Origin of the sequence: Priestia sp. FSL W8-0524 (genome assembly GCF_038005965.1) — a bacterium.
Classification (GTDB): Bacteria; Bacillota; Bacilli; order Bacillales; family Bacillaceae_H; genus Priestia; species Priestia zanthoxyli.
This window is the reverse complement of the sequence record NZ_JBBOUG010000001.1, coordinates 3,332,418-3,349,684: the sequence shown is the minus strand read 5'-3', so window position 1 is coordinate 3,349,684 and position 17,267 is coordinate 3,332,418. Positions and strand designations below refer to the sequence as shown.

The window sequence follows — 17,267 nt, the reverse complement described above, 5'->3', positions numbered from 1 at the left end:
CAGGGGCTCTTATTTTTGGGGCTGTCAAAGTCAACAATATAAGTAGGTTTTATTTATAGATGATTGTTATAATACGAATAGTGCAGGGGCGATTACAAGCCTAATACAGAGATAAAATCGGAGGTAGAAAAATGGGGAAAAGTGGAATGTTTAAAGATTTTAATTTTAAATTAGTGGTTATTGAAGCTTTATTAGATCAAGAGCCATTATTTCTAAAAGAATTAACCGATTTAAAAGATAAGTATACGAATAATTTCGAATGGTATTTTGGAGCTGGACCCATTGTTGAAATCAAAGATTATTTAGAAGAGTTAACTCTGGAAAAGAGTGATTTGGAAAAGATTGAATCCCTTTGCTTTGATGGAGGTAATGAAATTTATCATATTCTAAAACCAGATTGGGACGGTGAAGATAATTTATTTGACGTGCTATCTGTTGAAGGATTTCAGAACTTAACGAATCTAAAAACAGTGGACTATATTTCCATGTGTCATCCAGAAGTACTAAAACCATTTAAGCAAGCTGGAATTGAGATTGAGGATTAATGAGAAGGACGTTATTGTGCTAAAAGAAGCAATCCGCCTTTATGAAGAATAACGTTTCCTCATTATTGCCATCTAGAAAAATCAATAAGCAATTCTCCTATACTCCGTTTACAAAACAGAAAACCCAACCTTTAGAGTTCACAGGTTGGGTTTTCTATTTTTAGCCTGTATACGCCATATATGTTTAGTAAATATAGTACCTCTTTGCAATACAACCTAAAAAAACGTTATTGGCTTTGAATTTGAAGTTGAATTCTTGTAATTGAATTCTCTATTCCATCCGCCATTACCTCATCAATCACGTATTCCTCATATGCATACTCCCCTATTTTTAACCCTTTTTCTCTAACGAATTGAATAATTCGATCGTAAGCATGTTCGGTTTCGGCACCTTTTTGATACCCAACAACATATAGTCCCTGGGGACGTGTATGACAATGAATTTTTTCTATCTCTTTTGGGATTTTGATATACAAATGTTCGTAATTGTAAAACTCTTTTTTTTGGATTTGGTCTCTCGCAAGCATTGCTCCAATTGGATATCCTCGGTCTAATTTATGAAGTTGAGTATAATGAATGAGCTCCGGAATAACTGTAGTATATTTTTGTTCGGCTTCTTCTAAAATATTTTCACTAATCATAAAGGTTTCTTCATCTAAATATTGCAATGAAATAGAAGAAAAATCAGTTTTTAAAGCATGTTCTGCTAACTGTAAACGCGTTTGAATAATTGCTTGTAAATGATTAAGGCTCTTAATTTTTTCTTCAATTTCAAGAGATTTTTCCTTTAAAAGAGTAATCATATTTATTGATTTTTTATCTTTTAAAAGAACTTTTATCTCTTTTAATGGAACACCGAATTCTTTAAATAAGGCAATCACTTGAAAGACTTCAAATTGTTCATACGAATAGTATCTATATCTATTCTCTTTTTTTATTTGAGGTGAAAGTAACCCTATCTCGTCATAATGAAATAGAGTTTGCTTTTTTACACGACAGAGATTCGCGAATTCACCAGTACTAAAGTACTTTTCCAACTCTTCACTCATAAAATCCTCCTTGACTATACGGTAACCATATACTTTATGATGTTCATTGTACTGGAAAGGGGATATAAACAGCAATGACGAGTCCTTTATTTCATTAAAGTAAGTGAAAAGGCAAATTGATGATGAATTTGAAGATAAAGCAATGAATAGAATTAAAGTTTGTCTAATTAGAGAAAAGAAAGAGTAGATAAGATGCAAATGATAAAAAAGAAAAAATCCTCCGTAGGTCAACTCCTTCAAGGTATATGGTCAAAAAATCGCAAAGGAATTAGCCTTACCTATATGCTCACTCTTGTTGAAAATGTTTGCGATCTTCTTTACGCTGCAACAATTGGTTTTGCAATCGATGGGTTGCTTAAAGAGAATCCGGCTAGCCTTATACCACTTGCTCTACTATGGATCCTTCACCTAGGGGTTGGCTTGTTCAGGCACGTTTACGATACCAAAGTATTCGTTGGAATTTATTCTAATGTTGCTGCAGAAATGGTGGAGCGCCAGCGTGCTGATGGAGTAAAAGGAACTCGAATTGTAGGACGTGTCTCATTGTCTCGAGAGGTAGTAGATTTCTTTCAGATGGAGCTGCCAGCAGTTGTAACAACGGTTATTCGATTTTTAGGCGCTATTATCATGTTATTTCTTTATGACCGGTTTATTGGGTTCTTAAGTTTATTGGCACTAATTCCAATACTAATCATAAACCATTGGTTCGGTCGACGTTCTTATCGTTTGAATCACGCACTTAACAACCGGATTGAAGAAGAGGCAGATATAGTCGTTCATCGTCCACTTACCATTGTTCAAAAACATTTTGCACGATTACGTTTGTGGCGTGTTGCTATTTCTAACGCTGAGGCTAAAACATGGGGGATGATGGAGATTGTCGTCATTCTCTTAACCCTAGCTACACTATTTAGACTTACAGGTGTTCAGGGTACTACGCCTGGTGCTATTTATGCAGTTCTAGCTTATATTTGGATGTTTCAAGAGGCAGTAGTTGGTCTTCCTGAAATTGTGCAAAATATTTCGCGTGTACTTGATATTGGTGAACGCGTTGCTGAAGACGTTAACAGCTAAAACCACAAAAGCTTAGCCAACCATTATTGTTATGTTATCCCTTAAATTATTGTTGTTGTCTTTTCAGAGAAATAAGCCCGTAAATATAGGTTAGGAGGATTTTTAATGAAAAAGATTGAAACTGATCGATTACTATTGAGAAACTTTTCTAAAGCAGACTCTCAAGCTCTTTTGGAATACTTGGCTAATCCAAGGGTAAACTGCTTTCTTGAAGACAAAGTTCACACAATAGAGGAAGCCGCTTTAAAAGCTCAAAAAAGAAAAAAAGATGACTCTTTTGTTGCAGTCTGCTTAAAAGGCAGTGATGATCTAATAGGAGAGATATTCTACTTAAAAGAAGATCCAGATACTTATTCCATTGGTTGGCACTTTAATGCTCAATATGAGGGAAAAGGGTACGCAAGCGAGAGTGTGAAGGAGTTCCTAAGGTATCTGTTTACTCAATTGGATGCAAGAAGAATCTATGCATACGTTGAGGAGGATAACTATAAATCACAAAAACTATGTGAAAAATTAGGAATGCGTAAAGAAGGACGTTTTGTTGAGTTTATTTCGTTTACTAAATACGAAGATGGAACACCTAAGTATGAAAATACTCTTCAGTATGCATTATTAAAAAAAGAATGGATAAAAAATATTTCTTTTAATGAACCTGAGGAAAAAGTATCTCCTTAATTGATCTAGATAAACAGAATCAGTATTAAATTTATTGATATTTAGTAATCTAAGATATAGGAAATTCGTGGGAAAGATATGTATTTGTCGTTATCTAATGTAAACATTAAAACCTTTATAATAAAAAACCCCAGATATTTTGATTATCTGGGGTTTTAAGGAGGGTAGACAAAAGCTGTTTTTAATCATCTTTTTTATCTATTTTTACGTATACAAAAATAAAAAAGAAAATTATTGTAATCCACCTTGTATATAATTAGGAACCTATATTGAGCTCATTAACTGAAAAAAGTATTCGGACTTCTGAGTTTTATTTAAGCTATACCATGAATCTAATGTATTTGATGCAAATACATCTAATTTTTTTAATACGTCCCTCGCGAATTCTAGAGGTGCTACTCCTGAAGCAGTAATCATGTTATTATCGGATACTACAGGTCCAACCTCATACAACTTCTCCCCTTTATAATTAGGACAGACCATTTTTGTATATTCTAAGTTATTAAGCGTATGCTTTCTAGAATCTAAGTATCCACTATTTGCAAGGGCATCAGTAGCACCACAAATTGCAGCTACAATAGTACCAAGCTCTAAAACTTCCCCAACTTTTTTCAATATAGGTTGATGAATCTCCTCACTCCATGTATTTCCTCCCGGTAGAATTAAAAGATCTTTATCCAGAAGAGTGCACTCATCAAGAGAAATATCCGGCTGTATATTCAGCCCCCCCATTGTTTTAATAATTTCTTTATTAACTCCTACCGTCATTACTTTTAAAGGGGCTAAACCTTGCCTAAAATATCTTCCTGAATTTAGTTCAGAAATTAAATATCCATACTCCCAATCTGACATTGTATTGAATACATACATATAAACTTTTTTGGTTTGCATATTAAGCCTCCCGAACTGACGTTCTCTATATTATACCATTTTAAAGACATATATCTATAAAAAGTTAAAATATTCAGAAAAAATAAGGAGGTTGAGAATCATTTGAAAGAAAACAAAATAGACAAAGTCGTAACAGTAGGATTAAAAACTCCACATTGTGTATCAACTGTTACTCGAATGAGTGATAATTTAGGATTTGAAACGTATCTCGTATCAGATGCCACAGCTGCATTTGCAGTAAAAGGAGCAGATCATGCATATTATCCAGCTGAACAAATACATACTGTGTCATTAGCAACTTTAGATAATGAGTTTGCCAAAATTTTAACAACTGAAGAATTGATCAAAAAGTTAAATTTGACTGAAGCAATACAATCATATTAATAAAAAAGGTATTGTACTAACAGAAATAACTCATTTTGATAAAAAATGGTTTTTCTATAATAAACAGCATAAAAAATTTTGAAAATCTTTTTAAAAATAGTTGAAATACCCGGTACTAAGTATTACAATCTACATATACTAAGTATTACTTAATAGCTTAATTTTAAAAGTTATTAAGTAAAAATTGGTTTGGTACTAAGTAATACAGAATATAAGTCAGACGATATAGAGGAGGTTCTGAAGATCGAAAATTTAACTGAAATGCTGAAGGGTTCGCTGGAAGGCTGTGTGTTAGAAATTATCAGCCGCCATGAAACCTATGGCTATGAGATTACACGCCGCCTGAACGAGCTTGGATTTATCGAGGTCGTAGAAGGGACGGTCTACACTATTCTCGTACGATTAGAAAAGAAAAAACTTGTGAATATAGAAAAAAAACCATCAGATATGGGCCCACCCCGCAAATTTTACTCGCTTAATGAGGCGGGCTACAAGGAGCTTGAGTTGTTTTGGAAAAGGTGGGATTTTGTATCATCAAAAATCAACGTCTTGAAGTCAAACTAGCTTCATAGGATAGAACGCCGGATATTTTTAAAGCAGCTTATGAAGCTTTATAAAAAGGAGGAAAAATGACATGTTGGAAATATTCAAAAAAATGATTGGTGATAAAAAAGAGTATAAAATGATGATGGCACGGGTTGAAGCCTTGCCAGAAGACTATCAGTTTGTATTTAAAAAAATTCAAAACTACATGTGGAATTTCTCATCGGGCAACGGAATGGATATGCTACACATGCAGTATGAATTAATTGATTTATTCGAAGCAGGTGCTGCAGAAGGTAGACAGGTGCTCGAAATTACTGGAGACGATGTGGCTTCCTTTGCTCACGAATTAGTGGCAAATGCTAAAACTTATATGGTTAAGTATCGTGAAGATTTGAATCAGAGTATTAAGGAACGATTAGGAAAAAATAAATTTAATCAATAACATCGACTGAATAGCTAGTTGCTTTTGCTATTCAGTCATTTTTTAAACTCAGTACTAAGTGATACAGAATATTGGTCAGACTAAATAGTGAGATATCAAAAACCTAGCTCTACGAGATGCTCAGCTTAGTTATAGCATGACAGTTCTAGCAAGAAAGCTTGTGGAGCTTTTTAAAAGGAGGAAAAACGTATGAGAAATACAGCGATTTTTGTAAAAGAGTTAAAAAAGTCCTTTAAAGACAAAGAAGTTTTAAAAGGGGTGAATGTTGAGGTGCAGCGCGGTGAAATTTTTGCACTGCTGGGCTCAAATGGGGCAGGTAAGACGACGACAGTTAATATTCTTTCAACGCTGATGAAGGCTGATAGCGGCGAAGTGAGTATTTGCGGATTTGACGTCCAACGTCAACCGGCTGACGTCCGCCAAAACATCAGCCTAACGGGGCAGTTCGCAGCGTTAGACGGCATGCTTACTGGGAAGGAAAACCTGATAATGATCGCCAAATTGCGAGGGGTATCTAATCCTGATGAAGTAGCTGACAATCTTCTTGGAAGATTCAGCTTGACCGATGCAGCTAATCGCCGGGCGGATCAATATTCCGGTGGAATGAAGCGCCGACTTGATATAGCTATGAGTCTGATTGGGGGGCCAGCCGTTATTTTTCTCGACGAACCGACGACCGGACTTGATCCGGAAGCCCGGATTGAAGTCTGGAACACCATCAAAGAGCTTGCTGGCGGTGGTACAACCATCTTGCTCACGACTCAGTACCTAGAGGAAGCTGAACAACTGGCAGACCGTATAGCCATCCTACATGGCGGAAAAATCATCAAAACCGGTACCCTTACTGAACTTAAAGAGATGTTCCCCCCAGCAAAAGTGGAATACATTGAGAAACAGCCAACATTGGAGGAAATCTTCCTCGCAATCATCGGTAAAAAGGAGGAAATGTAAATGAAAAACAATACAGGTGTATTACTAGGACGTTTGATGCGCACTATTATGCGCAGCCCGGATACGATTATTACGGTGGCGATTACGCCGATTATGATGATGCTACTGTTTGTCTACGTATTTGGTGGCGCTATAAATACAGGAACAGCCAATTACGTCAATTATTTATTACCGGGAATCCTGCTGATGGCTATCGCATCCGGCGTCGCTTACACTTCCGTGCGGCTATTTAATGATGTGAAAAGTGGACTGATGGGCCGTTTCATCACCATGCCCATTAAACGTTCTTCGGTATTATGGGCTCACGTGTTGACATCTTTTGTTTCCAATGCGCTTACTATCGTGATAGTTATCTTCGTCGCGCTCTTGATGGGTTTCCGTTCCAGCGCTGATATCCTAGATTGGTTCGCGGTAGCCGGGATACTCGGGCTGTTTACGCTAGCCCTGACATGGTTGGCCATTATTCCAGGACTGACAGCGAAATCTATGGAAGGAGCCACAGGCTACTCGTACCCACTAATCTTCCTACCTTTTATTAGTTCCGCCTTTGTTCCCACTGAAACGATGCCTAAAGCTGTTCGTGCATTCGCCGAAAACCAGCCCGTGACTTCAATCGTGAATACGATTCGTGCACTCTTGTATGAAGGATCTGTTGGCAACGATATCTGGAGTGCCCTTGCCTGGTGCCTAGGTATAATGGTCATTGCTTATTTCTTCGCTAGTAAAGAATTCAAACGCAAATTAGGGTGAATTTTATAAACTGAGTAAGCTATCCAAGGTATATGGAATCATCGAAATTTTAATGTGAAGTATTGATAGTATAAAACAGGGATTACTTCTAGTTGTCGTAATGTGAATTATCGGTAGAAATAAAGAAGACCTGGAACAAGGTCTTCTTTTATTCATCATCTTCCCATTCATTTTGTTGTTTTTTCTTAACCGGTACACATAGTTCATGGGTATAAGACTACATACAAAAATAATGCCTCCAAATATGTAATTTTAATATGCTGCAAATTTAAAAAGGTAAGCCTTTCATCAACTATCTTTTTCATTCAAAATAACTCCTTATCTATCCAAAATAATTCGTCCAATGTTTCTTCAATGACGTAGCAAATTTGCAAGCAAAGCTTTAACGACGGGTTATATTTGCCTTTTTCTATGAGGCTAACAGTCTGTCTTGTAATACCAACCTTATCTACAAGTTGCTGCTGAGTTAATCAGTTTCTGTCATAAGTATTTTTGTTTAATTTGTAAAAATATTTTGAATTAATGATCTGTCTATGATAGTATTTAAATCAGTAAATCATATATAAAATTCAAAATCACATATGTGATTTAGAGGGGATTTCTTCATGTCAGTAAAATCAGCAGAACGTGTATTAAGGGTATTTGAATTGATTGCTCAACATCCCGAGGGATTAACAGTAAAAGAGGTTAGTGACTTACTTTCGCTTCCGCAAAGCAGTACGTTTAATCTTGTGGGAACACTTCATAATGAAGGGTATTTGAATCAGGACTCATTAAAAAGGTATAAGCTAGGGCCAAAGCTAATTCAAATTGGAACAGCGGCTATGGAATCATTGGATATTTCTTCTGAGGGAAAACCGTATTTAAAGAAGCTGATGGAGGATGTTCAGGAAACTGTGTTTATGGCCTTGCTGTCAGATGGAGAATTGGTCTATGTTGTTAAGATTGATAATAACCGTTCTATTAGAACAACCGCTCAGCCTGGTAACCGAAAGCCGCTCTATTGTACCGGATTAGGAAAAACCTTTTTAGCTTTTCTTCCTAAAGATCAGCGAGAACAGCTGCTTGAACATACGGAGCTGCTGCCTATTACGGATTATACGATTACAAATAAAAAAGTTCTTAATGACAATCTAGACTCTTTTATTCAAATGGGCTATGCAATTGATGATGAAGAAAATGAAGAAGGCTTATTTTGCCTTGCTGCACCTGTATTTGGAGCAAAGGGAAGCATTCAAGCTGCTATTAGCGTAGCTGGACCTAAGGAAAGAATGCTGAAACATAAGGACTTTATAGTAGAAAGGCTGCTTCAAACAGCGACTAATATATCTTTTATTGCTGGATATGAAGAGGCAAAGAGATAAGTGAAAAGAGGGGTAAAATGGATGTGATAAGCATGGGGGAAACAATGATTCTGTTTACCCCACACTCGAATGGAAAGATGCGATATGCTAAAGATTTTTCTTCGAAAATTGCAGGGGCAGAAAGCAATACGTTAATTGCCCTGTCAAAACTCGGTTATCAAACGGGATGGGTTAGCCGGTTAGGAAAAGATGAGCTAGGAGAGCGGGTTCTTTCAAGTATAAAAGGAGAAGGAATAGATGTAAGACATGTGATATTTGATGATCATGCTCCTACAGGTCTTTTTTTAAAGCAAAAGACAAATGAAATGAACAGTAAAGTCTTTTATTACAGACAAGGGTCAGCAGCAAGCTTTATGAATCCGCATGATATGAATGAAGAGTACATCTCTTCTGCCAAATACTTATACGTGACAGGGATTACACCTGCGCTAAGCGATTCCTGCCACGAAGCTGTTTTTCAAGCAATAAAAGCTGCTAAAAAAAATGGTGTAAAAATAGTGTTTGATCCGAATTTACGCAAGACGCTTTGGGATGAAGAAACTGCGCGTCAAACACTCATTAAAATGGCTACATATGCAGATATTATTTTACCAGGAGTGAATGAAGGCCAGTTTTTATTTGAGAAGGATAACCCTGAAGATGTTGCAGCAGCGTTTCATCAATTAGGTGCAGAGTTAGTCGTTATTAAGCTAGGTGAGGAAGGAGCTTATTATTCGACTGAAAATGAATCCGCTTACGTAGAAGGCTTTAAAGTTGCTAGAGTAATAGATCCAGTAGGAGCTGGTGACGGTTTTGCCGCTGGGATACTATCGGGATTAATAGATAAATCTTCTTTAAAAGAAACGGTTAGAAGAGGGTGTGCTATAGGAGCTATGGTTGTAACCGTAGAGGGTGATATTGAAGGCTTGCCTGATAAGAAAGAGCTTTACGAATTTATGAATGCGATTACAAAAGAAGACGTTATACGATAAAAGAAAGGGGCTTACCCATGACGGATAGTTTATCACATTTATTAGAGCATAAAATCGTTGCGATTATTAGAGGAGCCAAACCGAAGGACGTAGTGAAAATTGCCTCTGCGCTTAATGACGGCGGTGTAAAAAATATAGAAATTACTCTAAATTCGCCTGACGCACTTTCAGCCATTAAAGAGGTTTCTACAGAGCTGGGTGATCAAGTGCTAGTAGGAGCAGGTACAGTGCTTGATCCTGAAACAGCACGTTCAGCTATTTTAGCAGGAGCAAAGTTTATCCTTTCTCCAACGGTTAATATTGAAACTATTAAACTAACAAAAAGATACGGGGCGGTTAGTATCCCTGGTGCTTTTTCACCTACTGAAATTCTAACGGCATTTGAAAATGGGGGGGATATTATCAAAGTATTTCCTGCTAGGCTGGGTGCTAGCTATATTAAAGATATTCGAGGGCCGCTTCCTCATATTCCACTTCTTCCAACAGGAGGAGTGAGCTTAGATAATATTCAAGAATTTGAAGAAGCAGGTGCTGTAGGGTTTGGGATTGGAAGTTCTTTAGTAGATACAAATCGTGAAATTACTCATGCATACCTGCAGGAGCTAACACAAAAGGCTAAAGCATACGTAGCCGCAGTGAATGGTATAACGAAAGGGGAAAAAGTACATGAAAATTACTAATTATGAATTGTTCCAAGTGCCGCCACGCTGGTTATTTTTAAAAATAGAAACAGACGAAGGAATTGTTGGATGGGGAGAACCCGTTATCGAAGGAAGAGCCTCTACCGTTAAAGCTGCAGTAGATGAGCTGATGGAGTATCTTATTGGCAAAGATCCATTAAATATTGAAGATCATTGGAACGTTATGTACCGAGGCGGCTTCTATCGAGGCGGACCTATTTTAATGAGCGCGATATCAGGAATTGATCAAGCTCTGTGGGACATAAAAGGAAAATATTACGATGCTCCTGTACATCAACTGTTAGGCGGAAAAGCAAGAGAATCTATTAAAGTATATTCGTGGATTGGAGGAGACCGCCCTTCAGATGTAGGCGAAGCAGCAAGAGAAGTTGTTTCAAAAGGGTTTACAGCAGTAAAAATGAATGGGACAGAAGAGCTTCAATACGTAGATTCATATGAAAAGATTGATCAAGTAGTAGAACGTATCGCTGCTGTCAGAGAAGCAGTGGGACCTTATGTAGGAATAGGTATTGATTTTCACGGACGAGTACATAAGCCAATGGCAAAAATTTTAGCTAAAGAACTAGAGGTCTATCGTCCAATGTTTATCGAGGAGCCGGTTTTGCCGGAAAACAATGAGGCATTAAGAGAAATTGCCAATCATGTATCCATTCCTATTGCGACAGGAGAAAGAATGTTTTCAAAATGGGAGTTTAAAAAGCTCTTAACGGACGGATACGTTGATATTATTCAGCCGGATTTATCACATGCGGGAGGAATTACAGAATGTAAGAAAATTATTTCGATGGCTGAAGCCTTTGATGTAGCGGCTGCGCCTCATTGCCCGTTAGGACCAATTGCATTAGCGGCGTGTCTTCAAGTAGATGCAACGTGCCACAACGCATTTATTCAAGAGCAAAGCTTAGGCATTCACTATAACCAAGGCAGTGATTTACTAGATTATATTGTTGATAATCACGTATTTAAATATGAAGAAGGATTCGTAAAGATTCCAGATGGACCTGGCTTAGGTATTGAGATTAATGAAGACCATGTTAGAAAAATGGCTGATATTGGTCATAATTGGCGTAATCCAGTATGGCGTCATAAAGACGGTTCTGTAGCGGAATGGTAAAGGGGAAACCATTTTAGTACGGGAGATCTGATTGACAAATGACCGTCAGTCAGATCTTCTTTTTAAACTAGTCATATACAGGGGGATAAGGGAATGAAGGGGTATAGCGAAAAGCCGACTCGCGTTAGATTTCGTGTTTTAGCATTTATTTTCGTAAGCGTTGTCATCAACTATATGGATCGAAGTAATATTTCTGTAGCCGCCACAGCCATGTCCAAGGATTTAAAGCTATCATCCGTAGAACTAGGTCTTATATTTTCAGCCTTTGGATGGGCTTATGCAGCTTTACAAATACCAGGAGGGGTAATGGCTGACCGCTTTGGCGCTCGTGCTACGTATGCCTTTAGTTTAATTACCTGGTCTATTGTTACACTGCTGCAAGGATTTACTAAGGGATTTGTGAGTCTTTTTGGTCTGCGTCTAGCTACAGGAGCATTCGAAGCACCGGCTTTTCCTACCAATAATAAAGTAGTTACCAGCTGGTTTCCAAATCAGGAAAGAGCATCAGCAATTGCTTTTTATACTTCGGGACAGTTTGCAGGGCTAGCATTTTTAACACCTACATTGGTGACCATTCAGCACTTTTTAGGGTGGAGAGGTCTGTTTATTACTACAGGGGTTATCGGTATAGCATGGGGCATTATATGGTACACCTTTTATCGTGATCCTTCTCAGCATAGCAAAGTAAATAAATCAGAATTACAGCATATCGAAGAAGGTGGAGGCTTAGTTAAAGCTGCGGATACGAAAGGAGAAAGAGCAAAGTTCGAATGGGGAAATCTTAAAGAAGCCTTTTCTCACAGAAAGCTATGGGGCATCTACTTAGGACAGTTTGCCGTCAACTCTACTTTATGGTTCTTCCTTACCTGGTTTCCAACGTACCTTGTGGAATACAGAGGGTTAGATTTCTTAAAATCAGGATTCTTAGCATCAGCTCCGTTTTTAGCAGCGTTTGTAGGAGTATTATTATCTGGCTTTGTATCTGACGCCTTAGTGAAAAAAGGAGTATCACTAGGTATTGCAAGAAAAACACCTATTATCGTAGGACTGCTTTTATCAACTTCAATCATTGGAGCCAATTATGTAAATAGCACATCTCTCATTATCATGTTTATGGCTATTGCGTTTTTTGGAAATGGCCTGGCTTCTATTACATGGGTCTTTGTCTCAACGCTAGCGCCTAAACACTTAGTCGGTTTAACAGGCGGAGTTTTTAACTTTATCGGCGGTCTAGCTTCTATTATTGTTCCGATTGTTATTGGTTTCTTAGCTAAAGGAGGAAACTTTGCTCCAGCGCTAGTATTCATAGCGGCATTGGCCCTTTTAGGAGCACTTTCGTACATCTTCCTTGTAGGAAAAGTGGAAAGAATTAAAGTGGTTAAAGATGAAAAATTGAATCGAGATATTGTGTAAGGCCGTTTGTAGTTTTATAGGAATCATACATCTGAAATTATTTGTGACGAGATGAAAAGTGAATTCGTAAAAGGTTTATTAAAGAAAGAGCATAAATTTTGTTGGGGACCAACGGATTTATGCTCTTTTTTTACCTATAAAAGAGGATTTCAGACCGTACAAGAATAAGATTATTAGGTTAGGTAGTAGTGATGTTCATAAATACAAAAAGCGTGATAAAATACACAAAGTTTCTACCTTTTATTAACAGTAGTTACAGGTTGATAAGTAAGAAATGATTAGTAGAGAGTTGAAGGTGCATGTATGAAAAAGGTGTTAACAACTTCTACTGTATTATTGCTAGCATTAGTAGCTTGCAGTAGTAATTAAACTAAGTAAATAAGAGCAGAAACATAATATTTCCTGCTATAATTCTTAAGAATGCGTAGCTATTCCAACATTTGAGCAAACTATCCAAGACACCGCGAGGTATCTATCTAATATCCTAATCCGCGGGGCAAAAGAAACTATTAAGGATGAGATAGTTTCTTTTGTTTTTTTAATACATTATCAACTTAAATAGACCTTATTTAGTTAACATAAAACGGCTTATCGGAAATTACATGCAAAACAACCTTCCATAAGGGGTTTTTGTTATTTTCACTAATACTATTTTGAAGCTAAATTTTCTCTATCTACAGCCTCTGGTGGAATTTCCATCCATCCATTTTCCATCATAATATTTGATGCATCCTTAACAAAATTTGCTATATTCATTAAAGATCTCCCATAAAGTAACGCTAAATCATGTCTGCCATTTACAGCTAGTGAATTCCCAAATGCTCTTATTTTCATGGAAAACATATCGACCTTATGAAACAGCATTAGTTTATCCGAAAAAGGTGCGAAAGTTGAAGTTGTGACTAAATGGTCAATAAATTCTGGAGCAGGTAAGTTCTCACGATGAAGTTTTTCTATGTAATGTTCAACTGCTTTATGGGTAAGGTCTTTTCCTTTTACAAATATGTCTCTAACTTTTTGGCTTTTGGCAACTTGACTAAAAGCCATGATTAAAGCTTTGCTTGTTACGTTATTTTCAATATTATCGTATAAATGAGCAATTTCTAACGCGTGTAGAGGACGAACATCTCCAACAAAACCACTCAAATAATCAGTACTGGCAATTTTTACTTGTTCTGGAGCTGGAATAATGGGTGGGGCAATAATAAGGCTTTTATCCATTAAAATGGTTTTAATTTCTTCCATTAATTCCATGGTCGAGTTCATACAGTAAGTTAAGAAATTGCGTACATCTTCTCTATATATTAAAGGTATAGCGATACTATAAATGCTAAGTCCTGCTTTTCCTGCATACTTTAAATAATATACATAAAATTCATCTTCAAATAATCTTGGAGCACCTAGATTAACGTCTTCCTCTGTAAAGCCATGTGGAATAGGTATATTTTCTTTGATAAATATCTCTTTGACGCTACTTTGAAATTCTTCAGTTAGTCTTTTCGCATGTTCTACTAGCTTTTTTATGTCTTGATCTTCAACATGTTGTAGAAAATAATTTAAAATACAATTACACATGCTATTACCCATATAGGTTGCCCAGAGTTTTCCCATTTCTGGAGCCGTCAATTTTCTATCAGGATTTGATTTTTTTAAGCCTATCTTAATTGGTTTAATTGTTCCCATTTATAGTCTCCTTTTCTTAGGCTTGCTTTTTATATTGTTTTTATTCTTCATACCCTGTAAACATTACAAGTCCCTTCAGAACTTTTTTAAGATATATATGGATTGTCAGGAACAGTTTAGGTTGGTAATGTTAAACTGCTCCTATTTTATTTTTATAGAGTGGGCAAGTTCAATGCCGTATCGATATTATTTAAATCTAAAGTGATTTGTTCATTTGTATCCCAAACATGATACCATCCTTTTTCTACCATATATGCAGAAATTTGTTCATGCATATCAAGAGCTTCTACTAAATGGTGAGTGAGCATTTCTTTAATTTCAGGTGTTCCTGCCTCCGTAACTGCCATGGCGTAATTTCTAACTCCACTTTTAGCTGCAATCAATAAATCCATTGCAACCACTTGATCCGATAGGGCATTCATGCCAGTTAAATTTTCAATAATTGGATTCATGTGTATTCATCTCCTATTTTACTGCTTAGCGTTGGAAAGGATAGAAGCATATTCTTGTAATTGTCTCGTAGATACATCTATGTCTTGCTGCATAATATCTTTTAATTGCTGATCTGTAACTAATCCTCTCATCGTTTTGGACTTAGTCAAGCAATTGGTCTTAAATGCAGCCATTTCATGGACCTCAAGAACTTCATGTAAAGCGTAATTCATTTTTTCTACCTCCTTCCTCAAGGTTTTAACAAGACTTTTATACAATTATCCATTTTGGTGTCAAAAATCTCATAGCCACGCTTTGCTTCACTAAGTGGAAGTACATGACTCACGACATCTCCTGGATCAATTTTTCCGGTCGAAACTAATTCAAACATATATGGCATATAGTGGATTACAGGTGCTTGTCCAGAGCGAATATTGACGTTTCGGTTCATAATATCTCCCATTGGGAATCCATTATATTTGCCACCGTAAACGCCTGTAACTTGGATTGTCCCGCCTTTACGTACTACTTGTGAAGCCATGATAAACGCACTAAATGCTCCGCCCTGCAGTTTCATTCCACTCGCCAGGAACTCCATATCAGTCATTTTACCGTCCATACCAACTGCATCAATGACAACATCAGCGCCGCCCTTCGTCATTTCTTTCAAATGCATTCCTGCATTTTCAAAATGTGCGAAATTTACAATTTCAACTTTGTTGGTACGTTTGGCGTGTTGCAAGCGATAATCTACATAATCTACGGCAATGACACGCTTTGCTCCTTTTAGCCAACAGAATTTTTGAGCAAAAAGGCCAACCGGACCACAGCCAAGAACAATAACTGTGTCTCCACCCTTTACGCCTGCATTGTCAACACTCCAATAACCAGTAGTCATTGCATCGGCAATAACTGCTAACTTTTCATCTGGTTCTTCACAAGTCTCTGGAATTTTGAAATGAGTAAAGTTAGCAAACGGTACTCTTAAATATTCAGCTTGCCCACCTGGATAGCCACCCGTCGTACCAGAATATCCGAAATAGGCACCCATATCACCATTATCATTGGAATTATCACATTGGCTTTCCAAATGGTTTTTACAGTAAAGGCATTCACCGCATGCTATATTAAAAGGAATAATAACACGATCTCCCTTTTTTACTTTCGTCACATCTGGACCAACTTCTTCGACGATTCCCATTGGTTCATGGCCAATCACATAGTTTTCTTGCAGGTTAGGAATCATGCCATGAATTAAATGTAAATCAGACCCACATATAGCCGTACTGGTTACTTTAATAATCATGTCATCTCGTTTTTCAATCTTTGGATCTGGAACTTCTTTGACTACAACATTTTTAATACCTTGATACGTTACTGCCTTCATGATAGATATCCTCCAGTGTTAGTGTTCATCAGGTGTTCGGTCAAACAGACCTTTTCTATTGGTCTCAACAGGAAATAAATTCATTTTGCCAATCATCAATGTATTGTTGGCAGAAAGTTGGTCTAGTTGATATTGTTCACTTAATTCGTATGGATGGAACCATTTCTTACTAATCATTAGTTCTGTAATTTCTTGGTGCATGGCAATCCCTTGCATTAACTGTTCTCGTAAGAGGGTTCTAACATCAGGTGATGCGGACTCCGTTAATGCGACTGCGATATTGCGAACACCTTCCTTGGCACGAAGAAGAAAGTCCATCGCAAATGTGGTATCTGCGAGCTCTGGTACGTGTAGCGAGTTTATAGGATCTAAATAGTCATGATTCACTGAATTTACCTCCTTTTCAATTGATTATTGGTGTTGGCCGGTTTTGAGGAACAGGGGCTTCAAAAGGTGCACGTTGATAAACTGCCTGTAATTCTCCCAGCGCTTGTATCGATTGTTCAACATCTTTTTTCATTAATGCTCTCAAATCATCATCAAATACAAGTCCTTGCATTAGTTTTGATTTCGCTAAGCAAAGAGTTTTAAAATTAATAACTTCATGTAGATCCAATGACTCATGGTCGGCTAATTTTTGAATATCCATTTCTGATTACCCTCCTTTTTACGTAAATACAATGTTATTGTTCCGAATATAGGAGGAAACATTCTATAATGTTTTTATAGGTGAATTATATTAAGTAGTTATAATGTACATATAATCCGGAAAATTAATTGGCAATAGCTGGGGCTAAACGCTTTGGTGGTCTTTTTTTTGTTAGCTAACTGATAGGTTAGTCGAACAAGAACTCTTTTAATTACATCAAACTTTTTGATTTAAATATGGCATGAA

General features: G+C 37.0%; 21 protein-coding genes and 1 pseudogene. 13 read left to right on the top strand and 9 right to left on the bottom strand.

All coding sequences use genetic code 11. The features are described from left to right. The first annotated feature begins 131 nt into the window (after nucleotides 1-131). Nucleotides 132-545: a DUF6892 domain-containing protein gene (locus NST66_RS17505; RefSeq protein ID WP_165636258.1), complete on the top strand. Its 414-nt coding sequence runs from the start codon at nucleotides 132-134 to the stop codon at nucleotides 543-545. 227 nt (nucleotides 546-772) lie between these two features. Here the strand turns inward: NST66_RS17505 and NST66_RS17500 are convergent, their stop codons facing one another. Next, complete coding sequence (locus NST66_RS17500; protein WP_165636259.1) at nucleotides 773-1,594, bottom strand: MerR family transcriptional regulator; 822 nt, start codon at nucleotides 1,592-1,594, stop codon at nucleotides 773-775. 192 nt (nucleotides 1,595-1,786) lie between these two features. Between NST66_RS17500 and NST66_RS17495 the strand changes: the two genes are divergently transcribed. Beyond that, nucleotides 1,787-2,668: an ABC transporter six-transmembrane domain-containing protein gene (locus NST66_RS17495; protein WP_165636260.1), complete on the top strand. Its 882-nt coding sequence runs from the start codon at nucleotides 1,787-1,789 to the stop codon at nucleotides 2,666-2,668. Nucleotides 2,669-2,773: 105 nt separating this feature from the next. Next, on the top strand, nucleotides 2,774-3,343 hold the full coding sequence (locus NST66_RS17490; RefSeq protein WP_165636261.1) for a GNAT family N-acetyltransferase: 570 nt from the start codon (nucleotides 2,774-2,776) through the stop codon (nucleotides 3,341-3,343). Nucleotides 3,344-3,607: 264 nt separating this feature from the next. On the opposite strand, the gene NST66_RS17485 is transcribed toward NST66_RS17490, so the two are convergent. After that, a complete protein-coding gene (locus NST66_RS17485; protein WP_165636262.1) occupies nucleotides 3,608-4,234 on the bottom strand; it encodes a DJ-1/PfpI family protein in 627 nt (208 codons plus the stop codon). Nucleotides 4,235-4,303: 69 nt separating this feature from the next. On the opposite strand from NST66_RS17485, the gene NST66_RS17480 reads away from it, so the two are divergent. The 5 genes from NST66_RS17480 (at nucleotide 4,304) to NST66_RS17460 (ending at nucleotide 7,307) form a co-directional block, all read left to right on the top strand. Continuing rightward, nucleotides 4,304-4,618: an isochorismatase family protein gene (locus NST66_RS17480; protein ID WP_165636536.1), complete on the top strand. Its 315-nt coding sequence runs from the start codon at nucleotides 4,304-4,306 to the stop codon at nucleotides 4,616-4,618. Nucleotides 4,619-4,861: 243 nt separating this feature from the next. Beyond that, entirely contained in the window at nucleotides 4,862-5,182 is a 321-nt protein-coding gene (locus tag NST66_RS17475; RefSeq protein WP_028414817.1) for a PadR family transcriptional regulator, read from the top strand. A 70-nt stretch (nucleotides 5,183-5,252) separates the two neighbouring features. Further along, nucleotides 5,253-5,606 carry a DUF1048 domain-containing protein gene (locus tag NST66_RS17470; protein WP_340843597.1) on the top strand — a complete coding sequence of 118 codons (354 nt, stop codon included), beginning with the start codon at nucleotides 5,253-5,255 and terminating at the stop codon, nucleotides 5,604-5,606. 189 nt (nucleotides 5,607-5,795) lie between these two features. Further along, a complete protein-coding gene (locus NST66_RS17465) occupies nucleotides 5,796-6,557 on the top strand; it encodes an ABC transporter ATP-binding protein (RefSeq protein WP_165636263.1) in 762 nt (253 codons plus the stop codon). Beyond that, nucleotides 6,558-7,307 carry an ABC transporter permease gene (locus NST66_RS17460; protein ID WP_165636264.1) on the top strand — a complete coding sequence of 250 codons (750 nt, stop codon included), beginning with the start codon at nucleotides 6,558-6,560 and terminating at the stop codon, nucleotides 7,305-7,307. A 305-nt stretch (nucleotides 7,308-7,612) separates the two neighbouring features. On the opposite strand, the pseudogene NST66_RS17455 reads toward NST66_RS17460, so the two are convergent. Next, nucleotides 7,613-7,777: pseudogene (locus tag NST66_RS17455) on the bottom strand (helix-turn-helix transcriptional regulator); the annotation flags it as partial. A 135-nt stretch (nucleotides 7,778-7,912) separates the two neighbouring features. On the opposite strand from NST66_RS17455, the gene NST66_RS17450 reads away from it, so the two are divergent. The 5 genes from NST66_RS17450 (at nucleotide 7,913) to NST66_RS17430 (ending at nucleotide 12,870) form a co-directional block, all read left to right on the top strand. Further along, nucleotides 7,913-8,671 carry an IclR family transcriptional regulator domain-containing protein gene (locus NST66_RS17450; protein WP_165636265.1) on the top strand — a complete coding sequence of 253 codons (759 nt, stop codon included), beginning with the start codon at nucleotides 7,913-7,915 and terminating at the stop codon, nucleotides 8,669-8,671. A gap of 17 nt (nucleotides 8,672-8,688) precedes the next feature. Continuing rightward, nucleotides 8,689-9,642 (top strand): PfkB family carbohydrate kinase, encoded by a 954-nt coding sequence (locus NST66_RS17445; RefSeq protein ID WP_165636266.1) that lies wholly within the window; start codon nucleotides 8,689-8,691, stop codon nucleotides 9,640-9,642. A gap of 17 nt (nucleotides 9,643-9,659) precedes the next feature. Continuing rightward, nucleotides 9,660-10,322, top strand: a complete 663-nt coding sequence (locus NST66_RS17440) for a bifunctional 4-hydroxy-2-oxoglutarate aldolase/2-dehydro-3-deoxy-phosphogluconate aldolase (protein WP_176343600.1) — start codon at nucleotides 9,660-9,662, stop codon at nucleotides 10,320-10,322. Next, a complete protein-coding gene (gene dgoD, locus NST66_RS17435; RefSeq protein WP_013058319.1) occupies nucleotides 10,309-11,457 on the top strand; it encodes a galactonate dehydratase in 1,149 nt (382 codons plus the stop codon). Before NST66_RS17440 ends, dgoD begins: the two co-directional genes overlap by 14 nt. 93 nt (nucleotides 11,458-11,550) lie before the next feature. Beyond that, nucleotides 11,551-12,870 (top strand): MFS transporter, encoded by a 1,320-nt coding sequence (locus tag NST66_RS17430; protein WP_340843596.1) that lies wholly within the window; start codon nucleotides 11,551-11,553, stop codon nucleotides 12,868-12,870. Between the two features lie 648 nt (nucleotides 12,871-13,518). On the opposite strand, the gene NST66_RS17425 is transcribed toward NST66_RS17430, so the two are convergent. The 6 genes from NST66_RS17425 to NST66_RS17400 form a co-directional block, all read right to left on the bottom strand. Further along, nucleotides 13,519-14,553: a DUF3231 family protein gene (locus tag NST66_RS17425; protein ID WP_165636268.1), complete on the bottom strand. Its 1,035-nt coding sequence runs from the start codon at nucleotides 14,551-14,553 to the stop codon at nucleotides 13,519-13,521. Between the two features lie 152 nt (nucleotides 14,554-14,705). Continuing rightward, on the bottom strand, nucleotides 14,706-15,005 hold the full coding sequence (locus NST66_RS17420) for a spore coat protein (protein WP_165636269.1): 300 nt from the start codon (nucleotides 15,003-15,005) through the stop codon (nucleotides 14,706-14,708). An 18-nt stretch (nucleotides 15,006-15,023) separates the two neighbouring features. Then, nucleotides 15,024-15,218 carry a hypothetical protein gene (locus NST66_RS17415; RefSeq protein WP_048019372.1) on the bottom strand — a complete coding sequence of 65 codons (195 nt, stop codon included), beginning with the start codon at nucleotides 15,216-15,218 and terminating at the stop codon, nucleotides 15,024-15,026. Between the two features lie 17 nt (nucleotides 15,219-15,235). Beyond that, complete coding sequence (locus NST66_RS17410) at nucleotides 15,236-16,372, bottom strand: zinc-dependent alcohol dehydrogenase (RefSeq protein ID WP_165636270.1); 1,137 nt, start codon at nucleotides 16,370-16,372, stop codon at nucleotides 15,236-15,238. A gap of 18 nt (nucleotides 16,373-16,390) precedes the next feature. Next, nucleotides 16,391-16,759: a spore coat protein gene (locus NST66_RS17405; RefSeq protein ID WP_016766279.1), complete on the bottom strand. Its 369-nt coding sequence runs from the start codon at nucleotides 16,757-16,759 to the stop codon at nucleotides 16,391-16,393. A gap of 16 nt (nucleotides 16,760-16,775) precedes the next feature. Further along, nucleotides 16,776-17,021, bottom strand: coding sequence for a hypothetical protein (locus NST66_RS17400; protein WP_034649925.1), 246 nt, complete (start codon nucleotides 17,019-17,021; stop codon nucleotides 16,776-16,778). Nucleotides 17,022-17,267: the final 246 nt, after the last annotated feature.